General features: G+C 72.6%; 19 protein-coding genes. 5 read left to right on the top strand and 14 right to left on the bottom strand.

What is annotated here, in order from left to right; genetic code table 11:
- Positions 1 to 2: 2 nt before the first annotated feature.
- The 8 genes from ACERUJ_RS13575 to ACERUJ_RS13540 all read right to left on the bottom strand — a co-directional run bounded on the left by ACERUJ_RS13575 (position 3) and on the right by ACERUJ_RS13540 (position 8548).
- Entirely contained in the window at positions 3 to 830 is an 828-nt protein-coding gene (locus ACERUJ_RS13575; protein ID WP_370249158.1) for an MlaE family ABC transporter permease, read from the bottom strand.
- Between the two features lie 7 nt (positions 831 to 837).
- A complete protein-coding gene (locus ACERUJ_RS13570) occupies positions 838 to 1617 on the bottom strand; it encodes an MlaE family ABC transporter permease (RefSeq protein ID WP_370249156.1) in 780 nt (259 codons plus the stop codon).
- An 8-nt stretch (positions 1618 to 1625) separates the two neighbouring features.
- Entirely contained in the window at positions 1626 to 2582 is a 957-nt protein-coding gene (locus ACERUJ_RS13565; protein WP_370249155.1) for an ABC transporter ATP-binding protein, read from the bottom strand.
- 395 nt (positions 2583 to 2977) lie between these two features.
- Complete coding sequence (gene rplL / locus ACERUJ_RS13560) at positions 2978 to 3370, bottom strand: 50S ribosomal protein L7/L12 (RefSeq protein ID WP_370249154.1); 393 nt, start codon at positions 3368 to 3370, stop codon at positions 2978 to 2980.
- Positions 3371 to 3434: 64 nt separating this feature from the next.
- A complete protein-coding gene (gene rplJ / locus ACERUJ_RS13555; RefSeq protein ID WP_370249152.1) occupies positions 3435 to 4118 on the bottom strand; it encodes a 50S ribosomal protein L10 in 684 nt (227 codons plus the stop codon).
- 268 nt (positions 4119 to 4386) lie between these two features.
- Entirely contained in the window at positions 4387 to 5103 is a 717-nt protein-coding gene (locus ACERUJ_RS13550; protein WP_370249149.1) for a GntR family transcriptional regulator, read from the bottom strand.
- 98 nt (positions 5104 to 5201) lie between these two features.
- On the bottom strand, positions 5202 to 7748 hold the full coding sequence (locus ACERUJ_RS13545) for an ABC transporter permease (RefSeq protein ID WP_370249148.1): 2547 nt from the start codon (positions 7746 to 7748) through the stop codon (positions 5202 to 5204).
- Positions 7745 to 8548, bottom strand: a complete 804-nt coding sequence (locus ACERUJ_RS13540; protein WP_370249146.1) for an ABC transporter ATP-binding protein — start codon at positions 8546 to 8548, stop codon at positions 7745 to 7747. Before ACERUJ_RS13540 ends, ACERUJ_RS13545 begins: the two co-directional genes overlap by 4 nt.
- A gap of 180 nt (positions 8549 to 8728) precedes the next feature.
- Between ACERUJ_RS13540 and ACERUJ_RS13535 the strand changes: the two genes are divergently transcribed.
- The 4 genes from ACERUJ_RS13535 to ACERUJ_RS13520 all read left to right on the top strand — a co-directional run bounded on the left by ACERUJ_RS13535 (position 8729) and on the right by ACERUJ_RS13520 (position 12299).
- Positions 8729 to 9187 carry an SRPBCC family protein gene (locus ACERUJ_RS13535; RefSeq protein WP_370249145.1) on the top strand — a complete coding sequence of 153 codons (459 nt, stop codon included), beginning with the start codon at positions 8729 to 8731 and terminating at the stop codon, positions 9185 to 9187.
- Between the two features lie 55 nt (positions 9188 to 9242).
- The gene (locus ACERUJ_RS13530; protein WP_370249143.1) at positions 9243 to 9869 is read left to right on the top strand and encodes an alpha-ketoglutarate-dependent dioxygenase AlkB; all 627 of its coding nucleotides are present in this window, start codon (positions 9243 to 9245) and stop codon (positions 9867 to 9869) included.
- Positions 9870 to 9932: 63 nt separating this feature from the next.
- The gene (locus ACERUJ_RS13525) at positions 9933 to 10787 is read left to right on the top strand and encodes an aldo/keto reductase (RefSeq protein WP_370249141.1); all 855 of its coding nucleotides are present in this window, start codon (positions 9933 to 9935) and stop codon (positions 10785 to 10787) included.
- Between the two features lie 150 nt (positions 10788 to 10937).
- Positions 10938 to 12299 carry an MFS transporter gene (locus tag ACERUJ_RS13520; protein WP_370249140.1) on the top strand — a complete coding sequence of 454 codons (1362 nt, stop codon included), beginning with the start codon at positions 10938 to 10940 and terminating at the stop codon, positions 12297 to 12299.
- Here the strand turns inward: ACERUJ_RS13520 and ACERUJ_RS13515 are convergent.
- Together ACERUJ_RS13515 and ACERUJ_RS13510 are read right to left on the bottom strand one after the other, a co-directional pair.
- Positions 12289 to 12849, bottom strand: coding sequence for a LemA family protein (locus tag ACERUJ_RS13515; RefSeq protein WP_370249139.1), 561 nt, complete (start codon positions 12847 to 12849; stop codon positions 12289 to 12291). The two genes, ACERUJ_RS13520 and ACERUJ_RS13515, sit on opposite strands and share 11 nt — an antisense overlap.
- A gap of 73 nt (positions 12850 to 12922) precedes the next feature.
- A complete protein-coding gene (locus tag ACERUJ_RS13510; protein ID WP_370249137.1) occupies positions 12923 to 14692 on the bottom strand; it encodes a DUF2207 domain-containing protein in 1770 nt (589 codons plus the stop codon).
- Positions 14693 to 14801: 109 nt separating this feature from the next.
- Here ACERUJ_RS13510 and ACERUJ_RS13505 point away from each other — a divergent pair, with 109 nt between their 5' ends.
- On the top strand, positions 14802 to 15179 hold the full coding sequence (locus ACERUJ_RS13505; RefSeq protein WP_370249136.1) for a DUF3253 domain-containing protein: 378 nt from the start codon (positions 14802 to 14804) through the stop codon (positions 15177 to 15179).
- A gap of 98 nt (positions 15180 to 15277) precedes the next feature.
- Here the strand turns inward: ACERUJ_RS13505 and ACERUJ_RS13500 are convergent, their stop codons facing one another.
- From ACERUJ_RS13500 to ACERUJ_RS13485, 4 genes are read right to left on the bottom strand one after another with little or no spacing between them, the layout of a single operon-like run.
- On the bottom strand, positions 15278 to 15982 hold the full coding sequence (locus tag ACERUJ_RS13500) for an SRPBCC family protein (RefSeq protein ID WP_370249135.1): 705 nt from the start codon (positions 15980 to 15982) through the stop codon (positions 15278 to 15280).
- A 4-nt stretch (positions 15983 to 15986) separates the two neighbouring features.
- Entirely contained in the window at positions 15987 to 16841 is an 855-nt protein-coding gene (locus ACERUJ_RS13495) for a xanthine dehydrogenase family protein subunit M (RefSeq protein WP_370249134.1), read from the bottom strand.
- A complete protein-coding gene (locus ACERUJ_RS13490) occupies positions 16838 to 19228 on the bottom strand; it encodes a xanthine dehydrogenase family protein molybdopterin-binding subunit (protein WP_370249133.1) in 2391 nt (796 codons plus the stop codon). The genes ACERUJ_RS13495 and ACERUJ_RS13490 overlap by 4 nt, the downstream gene beginning before the upstream one ends.
- Positions 19225 to 19695, bottom strand: a complete 471-nt coding sequence (locus ACERUJ_RS13485) for a (2Fe-2S)-binding protein (protein ID WP_370249131.1) — start codon at positions 19693 to 19695, stop codon at positions 19225 to 19227. The genes ACERUJ_RS13490 and ACERUJ_RS13485 overlap by 4 nt, the downstream gene beginning before the upstream one ends.
- Positions 19696 to 19940 lie beyond the last annotated feature (245 nt).

Raw genomic sequence — 19940 nt, 5'->3', positions numbered from 1 at the left:
GCTCACCCCGCCAGTCTCACGGTTGTCGTTGCTCCCCAGATGGCCATCGAGAGGAAGAGGTCGATCACGTTCACGGCCACGATGCTCGTGCGCACCGCGCGACCCACGGCCACGCCGACGCCGGCCGGACCACCGGAGGCGGTGAAGCCGTAGTAGCAGTGGATCAGGATCACCACGACCGCGAAGACCAGCACCTTGCCGAAGGACCACAGCACGTCGCCGGGGGGCAGGAAGGTGAAGAAGTAGTGGTTGTACGTGCCGGGTGACTGACCGTAGTACTTGGTGATGATCAGCTGGCTGGCGACGTAGGAGGACAGCAGGCCCACCACGTAGAGCGGGATGATCGCGATCAGGCCGCCGACGATGCGGGTGGTGACCAGGTAGGGCATCGAGGGGATGGCCATCACCTCGAGGGCGTCGACCTCCTCGGAGATCCGCATGGCGCCGAGCTGGGCGGTGAAGCCGCAGCCGACCGTGGCGGCCAGCGCGATACCGGCCACCAGCGGGGCGATCTCACGGGTGTTGAAGTAGGCCGAGACGAAGCCCGCCAGCGGTGCGGTGCCGAGCTGGTTCAGCGCGGCGTAGCCCGACAGGCCCACCTGGGCGCCGGTGAAGAAGGTCATGCCGACGATGACGCCGACGGTGCCGCCGATGACGGCGAGCGACCCGGAGCCGAGGGTGACCTCGGCGAGGATGCGCAGCACCTCCTTCGGGTAGCGCAGCACCGAGCGCGGCGTCGCGATGAGCGCACGCAGGTAGAAGGCGAGCTGGCTCCCGAGGTTGTCCAAGGAGTCCAACGGCCGCTGGGCGGCCGACTTGAGCATGCTCATCGACGCATCACACCTTCGGGGGGACGAGCTCGAGGTAGATGGTGCTGAGCGTGAAGTTGACGACGAACAGCAGCAGGAAGGTGATGACCACCGACTCGTTCACCGCATCGCCCACGCCCTTCGGGCCGCCGCCCGCGTTCATGCCCTTGTAGGAGGCCACGATCGCGGCGATCAGACCGAACACCAGCGCCTTGAGCAGGCCGATGTAGAGATCGGGGAGTTGTGCCAGCGCCGTGAAGGAGGCGATGTAGGCACCGGGGGTGCCGCCCTGGAGGACGACGTTGAAGACGTAGCCACCGGCCACGCCGACGACGCTCACCATGCCGTTGAGGAACACCGCGACGAGCATGCAGGCCAGCACGCGGGGCACGACGAGGCGCTGGATCGGGTCGATGCCCAGCACCATCATCGCGTCGAGCTCCTCGCGGATCTTGCGGGCGCCGAGGTCGGCCGCGATCGCGGACCCGCCGGCGCCGGCGATCAGCAGCGCCGTGGCGATCGGTGCGGCCTGTTGGACCACGGCGAGCACGGAGGCGGACCCGGTGAAGGACTGCGCGCCGAACTGCTTGATCAGGCCACCGACCTGCAGCGCGATGACCGCACCGAAGGGGATGGCGACCAGCGCGGTCGGGACGATCGTCACCGAGGCGATGAACCAGGCCTGCTGGATGAACTCGCGCAGCTGGAAGGGACGCCGGAACAGCCCGCGGGCGACGTCCAGTCCGAAGGCGAACAAGGTGCCCGCGGCCCCGATGGGAGCCAGGGCGCGGGTGGTGAGGGAGGACATCGGCGCGGTCAGGTCCCCGGGGTGAGCCCGGCGTTGGCCGAGGCGAAGGATCCCGGGGGCGGGGTGATGCCGTTCTCCCGGCACCACGCCCCCGGCTCACGCTGCGACCGACGCGGGATCCCGTTCGAGGGCTCCAGCTGCAACGGGATCGGCGGCAACGGCGGCAGCTCCTGCCCGCTCTCGGCCGCCAGCTCGTCGGCGTCCTTCTCCTCGCTCATGCCGATCGGACCGATCCGCTGCGCGTTCAGGAACTGACGCACCACCGGCTCCTCACTGGACAGCAGCATCTCCCGCGGACCGAACATCGCCAGGTGCTTGTGGTAGAGCAACCCGATGTTGTCCGGCACCGTCCGCGCCGTGTTGATGTCATGGGTCACGATCAGGAACGTCGCATCGATCTGCGCGTTCAGGTCCACGATCAGCTGGTTCAGGAACGCCGTGCGCACCGGGTCCAGACCCGAGTCCGGCTCGTCGAACAGCACGATCTCAGGGTCCAGGACGAGCGCGCGGGCGAGGCCGGCGCGCTTGCGCATCCCACCCGAGATCTCACCGGGCAGCTTGTCCTCCGCACCCAGCAGACCCACCAGGTCCATCTTCTCCATCACGATGTCGCGGATCTGCGACTCGGACTTCTTGGTGTGCTCACGCAGAGGGAACGCCACGTTGTCGTACAGGTTCATCGACCCGAACATCGCACCGTCCTGGAACAACACCCCGAACAGCTTGCGGATCTCGTACAGGTCCTTCTCCGAGCAGGAGGCGATGTCGACACCCTCGATCACCACCGACCCCCGGTCGGGCTTGAGCAGACCGATGATCGTCTTCAACAGCACCGACTTACCGGTACCCGAGGGGCCCAGCATCACGCAGATCTCACCCGCCGGAACCGTCAGGCTCACATCGCTCCAGATGAGCGACTTCCCGAACGACTTGGTGAGGCCCTCGATCGCGATCTCGACACCCATGTGGCTTTCCCCTTCTCGCACCGCTCGGGCTGTGGACCGCGCCCGTCGGCGCGCACACCCCACTGGTCAGTAACAACGGTCCTGACGCGGTGAGGTTACGCAACTTTGTGCCCGGCGTCACGCGGACGACGGATGGCGATACCGACCCGTGACCAGCGGATGCGCCCGCGCCCGCTCTCCCCCGTTCGGGGGATCTCCTCTCCCGAAGCGGCCCCCGGTGCAGCGCCCTGTTCGACGCAGGGCGACCAGGAGGCCACCGGGGTGGTGTCGGCGGCCGCGCGGGGCGGCGTCGCGCCCCGGGAGACACCCCGCGAACGCGACGAGGCGGTCGCCCCCACCGTGGGGACGACCGCCTCGATCGGGTGCAGGCCGCGACGGGCGCGGCCTGCGAGGGGTCACTTGAGGGTGACGGTGGCGCCGGCGCCCTCGAGGGCCTCCTTGGCCTTGTCCGCGGCCTCCTTGTTGACCTTCTCGAGGATGGCCTTGGGAGCGGCCTCGACCAGCTCCTTGGCCTCCTTCAGGCCGAGCGAGGTGAGGGCGCGCACCTCCTTGATGACGTTGATCTTCTTGTCACCAGCGGACTCGAGGATGACGTCGAACTCGTCCTGGGCAGCGGCCTCCTCGGCGCCACCGGCGGCACCGCCGGCAGCGGGGGCGGCGGCGACGGCCACGGGAGCGGCGGCGGTGACGCCGAAGGTCTCCTCGAACTGCTTCACGAACTCCGAGAGCTCGATGAGGGTCATCTCCTTGAACGCGTCGAGGAGCTCGTCGGTGCTGAGCTTCGCCATGAGGGCGATCCTTTCGTGTGTCGGTCCGGGACGGACCGGGGTTTCAGGTGGTGTGGCGCCTGGATCAGGCGTCGGTGGCCTCGGCCTCGGGCGCGGCGTCGGCGGCGGCCTCCTCGGCGGGCTCGTCGCTGGCGGCGGGCTCGTCGGCGGGGGTCACCTCCTCGGCAGCGGCCTCGGCGGGCGCCTCCTCGGCGGCGGCCGGAGCACCGGCACCACCTGCGAGGATCGAGGGGTCCTCCTCGGCCTTGGCCTGCAGCGCACCCGCGAGACGGGCGGCCTGGGCCAGCGGCGCGTTGAGGAGGTAGACGGCCTGGCTGAGCGAAGCGAGCATCGCGCCCGCCAGCTTGCCGAGCAGGACCTCACGCGACTCGAGGTCGGCGAGCTTGCCGATCTCCGCCGCGTCGAGGATCTGGCCGTCCAGAACGCCACCCTTGATGACCAGGGTGGGGTGGGCCTTGGCAAAGTCACGCAGACCCTTCGCGGCCTCGACGACGTCGCCCGAGATGAAGGCGATCGCGGTCGGACCGGTCAGAAGATCGTCGAAGCCCTCGATCCCCGCCTCCTTGGCGGCGATCTTGGCCAGCGTGTTCTTGACCACGGCGTAGCTGGCGTTCTCTCCGAGGGAGCGGCGCAGGGTCTGCAGCTCCTTCACGGTGAGACCGCGGTACTCGGTCAGCACGGCGCCGACGGCGTCACTGAAGGACTCAGTGATCTCCGCGACGGCGGCCTGCTTGTCTGCCCGCGCCATGGGTCTCCTTCCGGACGTAGGAGACCGCCGCGCCCGTCCCGGTGCCGGACATGCGAAACGCCCTGGGCGCAGGCCGCAGGGCGTGGACGGATCGGGATCCGCGATGCTCTGTCACCTGCGCTGGTCGTCCGCGTGAGCGGCGCCTTCGGTCTCGGCTCGGGAGCCTCGACGACCGGCGGTCTCTGGTTTCAGTGGCCAAGACTAGGTGCGCGGCGGGCGGGCACCAAATCGGGGCCCGGACAGGGCATGGCCGGGGCTCACACGGGGCTCAGACGGGGTCGCCGAGCTGCACCCACAGCGTGAAGCGGTCGGCGCGGTACACGCTGCGCGAGACCTCCACCACCGCCTCGCCGGCCAGCGCGCGCCGCGAGTGGCGCAGCACGACGGCGTCGAGGCCGACCTCGAGCAGCGCGGCCTCCTCCGGCGTGACGCGGTCGGCGGCCACGGAGTCCTCGGCCCAGGTCGGACGCAGCGACCGGGCGGCCAGGGCGTCGTAGAGGCTGGTGGGCATGCCCTGCTGCAGGAAGCCCGGCAGCATCACCTCGTTGAGGTAGGCGTCCTCCAGGCACACCGGCGTGCCGTCGCCGCGGCGCAGCCGGCGCCAGTGGATGACGGCGTCGCCCTCGGTGAGGTTGAGCGCGCGCGCGACGCCGGGACCGGCCTGCTCGCGCCGGGCCAGCAGGGTCTGGGACTCGGCGAGCATCCCGCGCCGGGTCATCTCCTCGGTGAAGCTGGTGATGCGCGAGGGGGCCAGGCGCGGGCGGGACACGAAGGTGCCGCGGCCCGGGATGCGCTCGAGCAGGCCCTCGGACACCAGCGCGTCGAGGGCCTGGCGCACGGTCATCCGCGCCACCCCGAAGCGCTGCACGAGCTCGCGCTCGGACGGGGCCGGCGAGCCGGGCGCTCCCCCGGAGACCAGGCTGCGCACGTACTCACGGATCTGGACGTGCTTGAGCGAACGCCCGGTCGCGATCACGTCCTCCACCCCTCCAGGGTAGGGAGCGCGGGCGGCACCGTCCGCCGATTCACCCAATCCGGACCGTCCGCGCCCCGTCACGCCTGCACGCGTTCCTCCACGCCCGCTCACTCGCTGGCGATCGCCCCCAACACGTCCAGCCGGCCGGCCCGTCGGGCGGGCAGGGCGGCGGCCAGGACGCCGACCAGCACCGCGAGCACGAGGAAGATCGCGAACTGCCCTCCCGGGACCGCGATCACCTCCAGCCCCTCGTCGCGCACCGCGCGCATCAGTGCCAGGCCGAAGCCGGTGCCCAGCACGAGGCCGAGCAGCGCCCCCAGCACCGAGATCGCGACCGACTCCAGCGCGATCATCCGACGCAGCTGCGCCCGGCTGAGCCCCAGGGCGCGCAGCATCCCGATCTCGCGGGTGCGCTCGACCACCGAGAGCGCCAGGGTGTTGACGATGCCGAGCACGGCGATCACCAGGGCCAGCCCGAGCAGGGCGTAGATGATGAGCACGAACTGGTCGATCGGCTCGCGCTGCTCGGCCGCGAACGCCGCCTGGTCCTTGACGGTGACGATGGGCAGCTGGGCCACGACGTCCTCGAGCCCGGCCTGCAGCGTCGTGCGGTCGGCACCGGGTGAGGCGAAGACGACCACGAGGTTGTCCGAGGGCGCATAGCCGCCGGCGTCGAGGTCGGCGATCGTGGCGACCAGCGGGAAGAACACCAGCGGGTTCTCCTCGTAGATCCCGACGACGCGCAGGTCGAGCTCGCCGGTGGGCACGTCCAGCACGACGTCGTCGCCCACCGCGAGGCCCCGGTCCTCGGCGTAGCCCTGCGAGACCAGCAGCGTGCCGGGGCGCAGGTCGTCGGCACCCTGCAGGATCCGCAGCCCGAAGTCGGCGACGTCGTCGGGGGCGATGCCCGCGATGCCCTGCGCGTCGTCGTCGGCGGTGCGCACGAACTGGTAGCGCTGGCGGGCCACGGAGGCCACGCCGTCGAGGTCGGCGACGCGGTCGGCGATCGCGGGGCTGAACCCGGTGCCGAAGACGTTGTTGATCACGAAGTCGCCCACGAAGTTCTCCTCCACCGACGCATCGACCGAGGCCTTGGCCGACGCCCCGACGATCGCCATCGTGCAGGCCAGGGTGAGGCCGATCATCAGGGCGGAGGCGGTGGCGGCGGTGCGGCGCGGGTTGCGGCGGGTGTTCTCCCCCGCGAGCCGGCCCACCGTGCCGAACACCCGGCGGTACAGCGCCGTGGCCGTCGCGAGCACCGGCGCTGCGAGCACGGGGGCGGCGGCGGCCACGCCCAGCAGCACCGCGAGCACCCCGCCGCCGACGTACCAGACGGGGGTGTCGACCTCCACGACGTCGCCGAGGCCGACGACGAGGAGCACCAGGCCCAGCGCCCCCAGCACCGCACCGACCAGCACCCGGGTGCGCAGCGCCGACTCGGGCAGGGCGACGTCGTCGCGCAGCGCCTGCACCGGCGCGATGCGGGTGCTGCGCAGCGCCGGACCCGCGGCCGCCACCATCGTGACCAGCACGCCCACGGCGTAGGCGGCCACGACGGCGTTCACCGGGAACACCAGCGACTGGCCGGAGAGATCGAGGCCGAAGGTGGCGAACAGCGCCCGCAGCCCGAGGGCCAGCAGGTAGCCGAGCCCGAGGCCGAGGGTGGCGCCGAGCGCGCCGACCACGAACGCCTCCAGCTGCACCGAGGTGAGCACCTGGCGCCGCGAGGCGCCCAGGGCGCGCAGCAGCGCGAGCTCGCGGCTGCGCTGGGCCACGAGCATCGAGAAGGTGTTGACGATGAGGAAGGAGCCCACCACCAGGGCGATCCCGGCGAACACGAGCAGGAACGTGGTGAGGAAGCCGATCGCGTCGAGCAGCTGGTCGGCCTGCCGGTCGGCGGCGGTGTCGCCGGTGACGGCCTCCACGCCCGCGGGCAGCAGCGGAGCCACGGCGTCGCGCAGCTGCTCCTGCGAGACCCCGTCCTCCGCGGTGACCCAGAGGTCGTTGAAGGCGTCCTCGCCGTCGGTGAACAGCTGCTGGGCGGTGGGGGTGTCGAAGGCGACGAACGTGGCGCCGTTGAGCGACCCGCCGTCGGGGAAGCCGAGCAGGCCCACGAGGGTGCGGGTGACCCGGCTCTCGGTGCCGCGGGGCAGCAGCAGCACGACGTCGTCGCCCACCTCGTAGCCGCCCTTGCGCGCGGCAGAGGAGTCCATCACGACCTCGTCGGGCCCGCTCGGGGCGCGGCCCGCCACGAGGGTCAGGCCGTCGCCGCCGGCGGCCGGGGCGTCGGTGTAGTTGCCGCCCAGCCCCGGCGGGCCGGCGGTGCTGACGACCTTGCCGTCCTCCCCGATGACGTAGAGGCCCTGCACCGAGACGTTGCCGTCGACCCGCGCCACGCCGGGGGCCGCCGCGAGGGTGTCGACCAGGGAGGCCGGCACGGTGACGTCGGTGAAGCCGGCGGCGTCGTCGGCGCCCTCGGGTGCCACGACGACGTCGCCCACGGTGGAGGCGAACAGCGCGGTGAAGCTGCGGTTCAGGGTGCTGGAGAAGATCAGGGTGCCGACGACGAACGCGACGCCGAGCACGATCGCGAAGGTGCTCATGAACAGCCGCACCTTGCGGGCCCGCAGACTGGCCAGCGCGGCGCGGATCACGGGGCGTCGCCCTCGCGCGGCGCGCCCGGGGCCACCGGGTCGGGCCCGGCGACGCGGGCCATGGTGGCCAGCACGGTGTCGCGGTCGGGGTGGCGCAGCTCCTCCACGACCCGGCCGTCGGCGAGGAAGACGACGCGGTCGGTGGCGGCCGCGGCCACGGGGTCGTGGGTGACCATCACGACCGTCTGGCCGTGCTCGTCGACGGCCTGGCGCAGCAGCGCGAGCACTTCGGCGCCCGACCGGGAGTCGAGGTTGCCGGTGGGCTCGTCGGCGAACACGATCTGGGGCCGGCTCACCAGGGCGCGCGCCACGGCCACCCGCTGCTGCTGGCCCCCGGAGAGCTCGCTGGGCTTGTGGCCCAGCCGCGACCGCAGGCCCACGGTGTCGACGACGAGGTCGAACCACGCGCGGTCGGGTCGGCGGCCGGCGATCGAGAGCGGCAGCAGGATGTTCTCCTCCGCACTCAGGGTCGTGACGAGGTTGAAGGACTGGAAGACGAACCCGATCCGGTCGCGCCGGATCCGGGTCAGCGCCTTGTCGTCGAGACCGGCCAGGGAGGTCTCGCCGAGCAGCACCTCCCCGGCGTCGGGGCGGTCCAGGGCGGCCAGGACGTGCATCAGGGTCGACTTGCCCGAGCCCGAGGGGCCCATCACGGCGGTGAACTCGCCGGCGAGCAGGTCGAGGGTGACGTCGTCGAGGGCCCGCACCACGGCCTCGCCGCGGCCGTAGGTCTTGGAGAGTCCGACGACGCGGGCGGCGAGGGCGGCGTCGCGTCCCGGGGCGGCAGGGGAGCTGGTCATGGCCACAGCCTCCCCGACGACCGGTGACGCGCGCCACGGGGATGACCCTGGGATCGGACCCTGGGATCCGACCCTGGGATCCCACGCGGGGATCGGACCCGGGGCGTGTGACCGATCCCTCGGGCGGTGGTCCACGCCGGGGTGGCGCGGGGCCGACCGGTGGCTGCCTAGATTGAGGGCATGCAGGTCGAGCGCAGCTTCGTCGTCCCCGTCGCCCCCGAGGTGGTGTTCGACTACCTCGCCGACTTCACCGCCACCGAGTCGTGGGACCCCGGCACGGTCTCCACGGTGCGCACCTCCGGCGACGGCGGCCTGGGCACCACCTACACCAACGTCTCGCGGTTCCTCGGCCGGAAGGTGACGGTGCGCTACACCTGCATCACCTTCGACCGGCCCTCCCACGTGGTCTTCCGTGGCCGCAACGGTCGCGCCACCGCCACCGACGACCTCTCCTTCGCCCCCGCCGAGACCGACGACGGCGTGCCCGGCACCCGGATCACCTACCGGGCCACCTTCGACTTCGGTCAGCCGTTGAACCTGCTCGTGCCGCCGCTCATGCGCGGCCGGGTGGAGGCGCTCGCCGACGAGACCGTCGAGGCGCTCACCACCGCACTCCTCGCCCTGCCCGTCACGCACTGACCCTCTCCGGCGTTTCCTCGAACATCCGTTCGATCCACCGGCTACGGTGGACGCCATGGACTTCCAGTCGACGCTCTTCGCCGATGCCGGGAGCGGTGTCGCCCCGGCACCCCTCGACGTCGCCGGGATCGTGCGGCACCCCCTGGCGCACGGCGCCTGGGTGGACGTCGCACGCGGCTGGCTGGGCGAGCCCGACGACGTCTTCGCCACCCTGGTGCGCGAGGTGCCGTGGCGCACCGAGCGGCGCCGGATGTACGACCGGATGGTCGACGTGCCGCGGTTGCAGCACACCTACATGGTGGGCGACCCCCTCCCCCACGAGGGCCTGGTCGCGGCCCGGGAGGCGCTGTCGATGCACTACCTGCCCGAGCTGGGCGAGCCGTTCCGCACCGCCGGATGCTGCTACTACCGCGACGGCCGCGACTCGGTGGCCTGGCACGGCGACACCGTGGGCCGTGGCGCCACCCACGACACGATGGTGGCCATCGTGAGCCTCGGCGACCCGCGCCGCCTCGCGCTGCGTCCGCGCGGCGGCGGCGAGGGCCTGTCCTTCGAGATGGGCCACGGCGACCTGCTCGTGATGGGCGGCAGCTGCCAGCGCACCTGGGAGCACGCGGTGCCCAAGGTCGCCCACGCCGGCCCCCGCCTCTCGGTGCAGTTCCGCCCGCTCAACGTCTTCTGATCCCCACGCGGCCCCCCACGCGGGTGGCCGGACCCGGGGGCGGACGGCGCTAGCGTCGGGACCATGAACGCGAGCGCCTCCGGCACCTTCCTCCTGGGCGGCGACCTGCCCGTCGTCCGACTCGGCTACGGCACCATGCAGCTCACCGGGCCGGGCGTGTGGGGCCCGCCCCGCGACCACGACGAGGCGATCCGGGTGCTGCGGCGCTCGGTCGAGCTCGGCACGACCTTCTTCGACACCGCCGACTCCTACGGCCCGGTCGTGGCCGAGGAGCTGCTGCGCGAGGCCCTGCACCCCTACGCCGACGACGTCGTCATCGCCACCAAGGCCGGCCTGACCCGGCAGGGCCCCGGGACGTGGACCCCCGTCGGCGTGCCGGCCTACCTGCGCCAGCAGTGCGAGCTGTCGCTGCGCCGGCTCGGGGTCGAGCGCATCGACCTGTTCCAGCTGCACCGCATCGACCCCGCCGTGCCCCTGGCCGACCAGGTGGGCGAGCTGAAGGCGCTGCAGGAGGAGGGCAAGATCCGCCACATCGGGCTCTCCGAGGTCGACGTCGACCAGCTGCGCGCCGCCCAGGAGGTCGCCACGATCGTGAGCGTGCAGAACCTGTACAACCTGGCCCGGCGCGACGCCGAACCGCTGCTGGAGGTCTGCGAGGCCGAGGGCATCGGGTTCATCCCGTGGTTCCCCCTCGCCACCGGGGCGCTCTCCGCCGACGACGGGCCGCTGGGCCAGGCCTCGCGCGACCACGGCGGGGCGACGCCGTCGCAGCTGGCGCTGGCCTGGCTGCTGCAGCGCTCGCCGGTGATGCTGCCCATCCCCGGCACCTCCTCGGTGGCGCACCTGGAGCAGAACGTCGCCGCCGCCGACCTCACCCTCACCGACACCGAGTTCGCCGCCCTCAGCGACCTCGCCTGACTCCCGCGGGGTCCCCGCGGGTGGTCGTCGTACCAACCGTTCCTGCTGTTTCCGGCGCGAAGAACAGCAGGGACGGTTGGTACGACGCTCCCGCCGGGGCCGCCCGATACCGGGTGGCCCGCCTGGGCCCGGGTGTGTGAGGGTCGAGGGATGGGTGGGGAGCAACGGAGCTTCTGGTCGCAGCTGCCGCGAGAGGGTCGGCTGCTGCTGTCGATCGTGGCCGTCGAGTTCATCGGGACCGGCCTGGTGCTGCCGTTCGCGGTGGTCTACCTCCACGAGGTGCGCGGCTTCGCGCTCAGCGACGTCGGGCTGCTGCTCGCGCTCTCACCGCTGGCCGGGGTGCTCGTCACCGCGCCGGCCGGCTGGCTGATCGACGTCGTCGGGCCGCGGCGGGTCACGATGAGCGTGGCCGCCACACTGGTGGTCAGCAACGTCGTGCTGGCCTACGCCGACACCCTGGCGCTGGCCGCCGTGGCCGTGGCCCTGCAGGGCGCCGCGTTCGGGGCGTCCTTCCCGTCCTTCCAGAGCCTGATCGCCGGTCTGGTGCCCCCGCAGCTGCGCACCCGCTACTTCGGTGTGAACTTCATGCTGCTCAACCTCGGCATCGGGATCGGCGGCATCGTCGGCGGCTTCGTGGTGGACGTCGACGACGTGCGCACCTTCCAGGCGATCTACCTCGCCGACGCCCTCAGCTACGTGCCGGTGCTGCTCGTGCTGCTGATCCCGCTGCGCCACATCGGCCGGCCGCTGCCGCGCCACCACGACGACGCCGGCCGGGCGGCGTCGGCGCAGGGCTACCTGGCCGTGCTGCGGGCCCCGGCCGTCGCACCGCTGATGGTGCTCACCATGGTGGGGTCCTTCGTCGGCTACTCCCAGCTCAACACCGGCATGCCGGCCTTCGCCCGCGCGCTGGGCGAGGTGTCCACCCGCGGGCTCGGGTTCGCCTTCGCCGCCAACACCCTGGTGATCGTGGTGCTGCAGCTGCTCGTGCTGCGCCGCATCGACGGCCTGCGCCGTACCCGGGTGATCGCGGTGATGGCCGTGGTGTGGTCGGGCTCGTGGCTGCTGCTCGGCGCCGCCGCGCTCGTGCCGGGCACGGTGGCGGCCACCCTGTTCGTGGCCGGGTGCGCCTCGGTGTTCGCCCTCGGCGAGACGATGCTCCAGCCCACGATCCCGGCGCTGGTCAACGACCTGGCCCCGGACCACCTGCGGGGGCGCTACAACGCCGTGAGCTCGGCGGCCTTCAGCCTGCCCGGCGTCGTCGCCCCGGCGACCGCGGGCTTCCTGATCGACCACGACCTGGGGGCGGTCTACATCGGCGTGCTGGTGGTCGGCGCGCTGCTGATCGCCGTGCTGGCGGTCGGGCTGGTCGAGCCACGCCTGCCCGCCGGCACCAACCGCACCACCCTGCCCGGCGCTGCGGCCGACGACGCCGAGGACGCCGGAGGGCCGGCCGCGATCGATCAGCTCGGCGGGGCCACCGCGACGGTCACCGACCCGCTCAGAAGCTGACGGTCGGCGGGGTCGCGTGCCCCTCCGGGGCGTCGTAGAACGGGCGCTTCGAGACCCCCGCGATGCCCACGAACAGCAGCCAGGGCAGCGTCGCGACGAGCTTGTTGAGCGTGGCCGCGGCGTCGTTGTAGTACTGGCGGGCGAAGGCGATCTGGTTCTCGGTCTCGGTCAGCTGGCGCTGGAGCTCGAGGAAGTTCTGGTCGGCCTTGAGGTCGGGGTAGGCCTCGGCCACGGCGTTGAGGCGCACCAGCGAGCCCTGCAGGGCGGCGTCGGCGGCGGCCGTGGCGGCGACGTCGGACCCGGCGGCGGCCTGCTGCACCTGGGCGCGGGCGCGGGTGACCTCCTCGAGGACGCCCTTCTCGTGGGCGGCGTAGCCCTTGACGGTCTCGACGAGGTTGGGGATGAGGTCGTTGCGGCGGGTCAGCTGCACGTCGATGCCGCCGAGCGCCTCCTGCGCGCCGACGTCGGAGGTGCGCAGCTTGTTGAAGCCGACGACGCCGACGCCGATCAGCACGACGAGGACGGCGATCACGATCAGGGCGATCAGCATGGGGACTCCTGGCGGTGACGGGGCTGGAACGGGTTGTGGGACGGGCCGAGCGGTCGGGGACGGGCGGAGGGGGTCACCAGGACCCACCACCGCCGCCACCACCGCCACCACCGCCGCTGAAGCCGCCCCGACCACCGGAGGACTTCGACTGCGTGGCGTCGTAGGCCGAGATGGCGCTGTCGAGGGAGGAGGAGAAGTCGGCGGTGGCGTCGCGCACCGCGGAGCCCACCGAGCCGCCGGCGCCGAAGTAGCCCGGCATCGGGGCGCTGCGACCGGTCTCGGTCTCGAACTTGGCCACCCACGCGTCGGCGCAGTCGAAGGCCACGGCCCACGGCAGGTAGGCGGTGAACAGCTCCTCGCGCCCGGAGAAGTCGAAGCGCTCCTTGGCCGACGGCGTGGACAGGACGCGGTGGAAGCCACCGATCTGCGACCACAGGGCACGGCCCTGCGGATCGGTGCGCCGGGTGGAGGCGCCCGTGGCGAGCAGGCCCAGGCCGCCGAGGAGGAAGCCGCCGGGCACGAGCGCCAGCGCCGTCATGTCGAACGGGTTGCTGATGGCCAGCGCGGCCGCGCCCAGGCCCGCGACGAGGGTGAGCAGCGCCAGCGCCCGGCCGCCGGGGATGTCGGCGAGGTTGCCCGACACCCGGGCCCAGGCCTTGGTGCGGGCGTGGGAGGCGGCGATCTCGGTCTTCATCCGCTCCCCCACCGACACCGAGTCGCGGTCGAGCACGAAGGTGGTGCCGGGCCCGGCGAGCAGGTGCGCGACGTCGGCCGTCACGGGGTCGAGACCGGCCCAGCCCTCCGGGCCCCGCGCGTCGGTGATGCGCCATCCCGACGCGTCGCGGTCCAGCCTCACCGCGCCGCGCTCGGCGGCGTGCATGAGGGAGGCGAGGTAGTGGCGCCGCTGGGTGCTCTCGGTGAGCAGGTAGGCCGCCTGGGCGGGGCCCAGCCCCGCGGGCGGGGTGTAGAGCAGCGGGAAGCCCGGGGCGCGCTCGCGCGCCCGGCGGGCGGCCAGCACCCCGAGCAGCAGCGCCACCAGCGCGGCCCCGACGACGCCGACCAGCAGCGGCACGCTGCGTCCCAGCACGGCGTTCCAGCGGGTCGTCCACGGCAGCGTCTCGGGTGCGGGCACCGCGAGGTCGAGTCGGGTGCGCAGCGTGACGGGGGTGTGGTTGGCCAGCCGGCCGGTCGTGACGGTGAGGGTGGTGGTGCCGGCACCGGCGACGTCGCACGGCTCGAGCACGGCCCCCAGACCGATGCCGCACTGCACGTCCTGTGCGGGCGCGGGCAGGTTCACCGTGAGGCGGGTGCGAGTGATGTCCTGCTGCCAGCCGGCCGGCACGAGGTCCCAGTAGAAGGTCGAGGAGTCACCGCCGGCGTCGGGGGTCACCGCACCCGGCACCTCGTAGGTGAGGACGTAGGTGTGCACCCCCGGGCTCACGAACACGTCGGGGTCGCCGATCTTGGCGACCGTGAAGCGGCCCTGCTCGGTGGTGCTGAGCTCCACCGGCACGGGACCGCCGTCCAGGGTCACCTCGACGTCGTCGATCGAGCGCAGCACGTGGGGGTCGGCGACGTCGGCGAGGTCCCAGAACCGGAAGATGCCGTGGCGCGGGGTGTAGGTCGGGAACTCCACCGCCAGCCGCTCGGTGACGGCGAGGTCGCCGTCGCGCTGCACGTCGAAGGTGGCGTCGTAGTCGGTGATCGTGGTGGGGTCGACGGGGCCGTCACCGGCCGCACTGCTCGCCGCCTCCCCGGCGTCGCCCTGCCACAGCAGCACGGGCCAGCACAGCGCGGCGGCCAGCGCGAGGAGGGCGAGGAGCGTGAGCAGGACCTTCTTCACGTCGCACGACACTAGGGGCACGGCCCCACCGGCGGTGGGAACCCGGGGCGGGCGCGCCCGGTGTCGCCCTGCCTTTCGGGTGGGGCGGGCGGGGAGGAGGATCGAGGACGTGAGCCAGCCCCCGGACAAGGTCTGCGTCGCCTGCGGGCGACGGATCGAGTGGCGCGCGAAGTGGAAGCGCGACTGGGACCAGGTCAAGTACTGCTCCCAGTCCTGCCGGCGCCACGGCGTCGACCCCACCGACGAGCGCCTGGAGCAGGCCATCCGCGACCTGCTCGCCGGGCGCGCCCGCTCCCACACCATCTGCCCCTCCGAGGCCGCCCGGCTCGTGGGCGGGGAGGACGAGGACCGGTGGCGCGCGCTGATGGAGCCCGCCCGCCGCGCCGCCCGCCGCCTCGTCGCGGCGGGCGAGGTGGAGATCACCCAGAAGGGCCGCGTCGTCGACCCCTCCACCGCCCGCGGACCGATCCGGATCCGGCGGGCCTGAGCGGTCGGTCCGAGCGGTCGGCCGAAGCGATCGGCCTGACGACGGATCGGGCCGGCCCCGAGAAGGGCCGGCCCGATCGTCGGTGGTGCGAGGGTCGCTCAGTCGCCTCGCGAGCCCAGCCACCGCAGCAGCAGGACCACCACGACCAGGGCGCCCAGGCCCTGCTTCCAGTAGCCCTTGAGCAGCACCGGCAGCACGGCGGCCCCGAGGTCGAGGCTGTCGTCACCGCCCGCCGGGGGCGGGGTGGCGGCCACCGGTCGGGGCGCCGCCGGCGGGGCCGACGCCGTGCCGGCCGCCACCGCGTGCGCGGCCGCCGCCGCCACCGGCGTCGGCTCCGACTCGGCCGCGGGAGCCTCCGGGGCCGAGAGCCGCTGCTCCAGGCACGCGACGAACTGCCCGAGCAGCTTGTCGGAGACGTCCTGCATCACCCCGCGCCCGAACTGGGCCGGCTTGCCGGTGATCGCGAGGTCGGTGAGCACCTCGACGTCGGTGGCGCCGCCGGCGCCCTCGCTCATCGAGAGGCGCACCGTGGCCCCGGCCGTGCCGTTGCCGCGCTTGTCCTTGCCCTTGGCGTCGACGACGAAGCGGTGGGCCGCGTCGTCCTTCTCCACGAAGGTGCCGGAGCCGGCGTAGACCAGCGCGATCGGACCGAGCTTGACCTTCACCGACCCAGCGAAGGAGTCGCCGTCGGCCTCGGTGACCTGGGCTCCGGGGAAGCACTCGGCCAGCGCCGCGATGTCCCCGAAGGCCTCCCAGGTCTCCTCGACCCCGGTGGGCACGGTGAAGCGGTGGGTCAGGTCCACGCGCTCACGCCCCCGCCGCGGCGAGCACGGCCCGCCGGGTGAGCACCGTGGCGAGGTGGCGCCGGTAGTCGGCGTCGCCGTTGAGGTCGGTGGGCGGGTTGGTGCCCTCCGCCGCGGCGGCCGCGGCCGCGCGCACCGCCTCGTCGGTGGCCGGCTGACCCGCGAGCGCCGCCTCGACCGCGCGGGCGCGCAGCGGGGTGGAACCCATGTTGGTCAGGCCCACCCGGGCCTCGGCGATGACGCCGCCCTCGGTGCGCACCGTGGCCGCGATGGCCACGATCGGCCACTGGTGGGCGACGCGCACGAACTTCTCGTAGTGCGCACCCCAGCCGGTGTGCTTGGGCAGCCGCACCTCGGTGAGGATCTCGTCCTCCCCGACGGCGGTCTCGAAGAGGTCGACGAAGAAGTCGTCGGCCGCCACGGTGCGGGTGCCGCTCGGCCCGGCGATCACGAACTGGGCGCCGAGTGCGAGCGCAGGCGCACCGAGGTCGCCGGCCGGGTCGGCGTGGGCGAGCGCGCCGCCGAAGGTGCCGCGGTGGCGCACCTGCGCGTCGGCGAGGTGCACCACGGCCCGGCTCACCAGCGCGGCGTGCTCGGCCACGAGCGGGTCCTTGCCCACCACCGAGTGGGGGGTCATGGCGCCGACCACGATGGCGTCGCCGTCGTCGCGCACCCCCCGCAGCGACTCGATGCGCCCGAGGTCGATGACGACCTCGGGGGCGTTGAGGCGCATCCGCAGGACCGGCAGGAGGCTCTGGCCGCCGGCCAGGATCTTGGCGTCGTCGCCGTGCCGGGCCAGCGCGGCCACGGCCTCCTCGACCGTGGTGGGGGCGAGGTAGTCGAACGCGGCGGGGATCATGCCCGGCCTCCTTCCTGGATGGCGCGCCACACCCGCTGCGGGGTGCAGGGCATCGTGATGTCGTCGACGCCGAGGTGGCGCACGGCGTCGACGATCGCGTTGACCACCGCCGGGGTGGAGGCGATCGTGCCGGCCTCGCCGACGCCCTTGGTGCCGAGGGTGTTGGTGATCGACGGGGTGGTGGTGTGGTCGATCTCGAAGGAGATCGTGTCGGCGGCGGTGGGCAGGAGGTAGTCGGTGAACGTGCCCGACACCAGCGTGCCGGCGTCGTCGTAGACCGCCTCCTCCCACAGCGCCTGGGCGATGCCCTGTACCAGACCGCCGTGCACCTGGCCGGACACGATGAGCGGGTTGATGACGTTGCCGATGTCGTCGACGCACACGTACTTGCGCATCGAGACCGCGCCGGTCTCGGTGTCGACCTCCATCGCGCACAGGTGGGTGCCGTGCGGGTAGTTGAAGTTGATGGGGTCGTAGGTGGCGTCGGCGTCGAGCGAGGGCTCCATGCCGTCGGGCAGGTTGTGGGCGGCGAACACCGCGGTGGCGAGCTCCTGGACGGAGATGCCGGCGTCGGTGCCCTTGACGCTGAACCGGCCCGCGCTGAACTCGAGGTCCTCGACGCTGGCCTCGAGCAGGTGGGCCGCGACGGGCCGGGCCTTCTCGATGACCTTGTCGGTGGCCTTCACCAGCGCCTCACCGCCGACGACGAGCGAGCGGGAGCCGTAGGTGTCCAGGCCCTTGTGGGCGATCTGGGTGTCGCCGTGGAGCACCTCGACGTCCTCGAACGGGACGCCGAGCCGGTCGGCCACGATCTGGCTGAACGCCGTCTCGTGGCCCTGACCGTGGGCGCTGGCACCGGTGACGACCTCGACCTTGCCGGTGGCGAGCATCCGCACGCTGGCGTGCTCCCACCCGCCGGCGCCGTAGTCGAGCGAGCCGAGCACCCGGCTCGGCGCGAGGCCGCACATCTCGGTGAACGTCGAGATGCCGATGCCGAGCTGGACGGTGTCGCCGGCCTCGCGGCGGCGCTGCTGCTCCGCGCGCAGCTCGTCGTAGCCGAACATCTCCTTGGCCTTGGCGGTGGCGAGCTCGTAGTTGCCGGTGTCGTACTCCAGACCGGCGACGGTGGTGAAGGGGAACTCGTCGTGCTTGATCCAGTTGCGCTCCCGGATCTCCAGCGGGTCGACGCCGAGCTCCTCGGCCAGCTCCGACATCAGCCGCTCGATGGCGAAGGTCGCCTCGGGGCGGCCCGCGCCGCGGTAGGCGTCGGTCCAGGTGGTGTTGGTGAGCACCGTCTGGCAGGCGAAGTGGTAGGCCGGGAACTTGTAGATGGCGTTGAACATGAACGCCCCGAGCACCGGCACGCCACCGCCGACGATCGCGACGTAGGCGCCGAGGTCGGCGAGCAGCTCGACCTTGAGGCCGGTGACCTGACCGTCCTTGGTGGCGGCGAGGGTGAGCTTCTGGATCTGGTCGCGGCCGTGGTGGGCGCTGACCAGGCTCTCGCTGCGGGTCTCGGTGTACTTGACCGGCTTGTCGAGGTGGCGGGCCACCGCGAAGGCGATCATCTCCTCCGGCGTCTGCTGCAGCTTGCCGCCGAAGCCGCCGCCGACGTCGGGGGCGATCACGCGGATCTTCGACTCCGGCACGCCGGTGGTGGCGGCCAGCGCGAAGCGCAGGATGTGCGGGATCTGGGTGGCCGACCAGATGGTGATCTGCTCCCCCGTGGGGTCGACGACCACCGAGCGGGGCTCCATGAACGCGGGGATCAGCCGCTGCTGGCGGTACTCGCGCTCGATCACCACGCCGCTCTCGCGGGCGGTGGCGATGGCCTCCTCGACGTCGCCGCCGGTGCCGGCGGCGGCGGAGTCGAAGACCCACAGCGCCGACTTGTTGGTGCCGAGCTCGGGGTGGGCCAGCACCTCGTCCTTGATGGCCTCCTTGAGGCCGACCACGGCCGGCAGCTCCTCGTACTCGACGTCGACGAGCTCGGCGGCGTCGCGGGCCTCCGCGGCGCTGCGGGCCACCACGCACGCGACGATCTCGCCGGCGAACGCCACCCGGTCGACGGCCATCGGCAGGTGCACCGGGGCCACCTGGTCGGGGGTGATCGGCCAGGCGTTGATGCACGCGCCCTGGCTCTCGCCGAGGTCGGCGGCGGTGATGACCGCGACGACGTTGGTGGCCTCGGCCGCGGCCGAGGTGTCGATGCTGGTGATACGGGCGTGGGCGAACGGGCTGCGCACCATCGCCAGGTGCAGCATCCCGGGGACGGTGAGGTTGTCGGTCCAGCGGGTGCGGCCGGTGATCAGCCGCGCGTCCTCCTTGCGCCGCCGGTCGCGCCCGATCTCCTGGGCGACGTCGGGGCGGTCCTCCAGCGCGGTCACTGGGCACCACCCGCGGCGGCCGCGTGCTGCACGGCCTTGACGATGTTGTGGTAGCCCGTGCAGCGGCACAGGTTGCCCTCGAGCCCGAGCCGGATCTCCTCCTCCGAGGGGTTCGGGTTCTCCTTGAGCAGGTCGGCGCTCTGCATGATCATCCCCGGCGTGCAGAAGCCGCACTGCAGGCCGTGGCACTCCCGGAACGCCTCCTGCACCGGGTGCAGCTGGCCGTTGCTGGCCAGGCCCTCGATGGTGGTGACCTCCGCGCCGTCGGCCTGCACCGCCAGGACGTTGCAGGACTTCACGCTGGTGCCGTTCAGGTGCACGGTGCACGCCCCGCAGTTGGAGGTGTCGCAACCGATGACCGTGCCGGTCTTGCCGAGCTTCTCGCGCAGGTACTGCACGAGCAGCGTGCGTGCCTCCACGTCGTCGGAGACCTTCGCCCCGTCGACCGTGAGACTGATCCGAACCATGAGCGCTCCTTCATCGTCGATGAGCTGATCCCCCACACGGCCCGGCGGCGATACCGCCCCGGGTGTCAGGCGTGTGGTGTGGCTCACAGTACGGCCGGCCCGGTTGGCCGATGGTTGGAGCGCCCTCCGCTCCCGCGGCCCCGGCCGCGCAGCAGTCCCCCGCCGATCTCCCACGGCGTCGAACCAGGCGCCGGGGAGCCTCCGGCAGGTGCGAGAGAACGTCAGGTACCTGACGAATTGTCGGC

The organism is Nocardioides sp., from assembly GCF_964228225.1.
Classification (GTDB): Bacteria; Actinomycetota; Actinomycetes; order Propionibacteriales; family Nocardioidaceae; genus Nocardioides.
The sequence above is the reverse complement of the archived record's forward strand: the minus strand, read 5'-3'. Positions and strand labels throughout refer to the sequence as shown.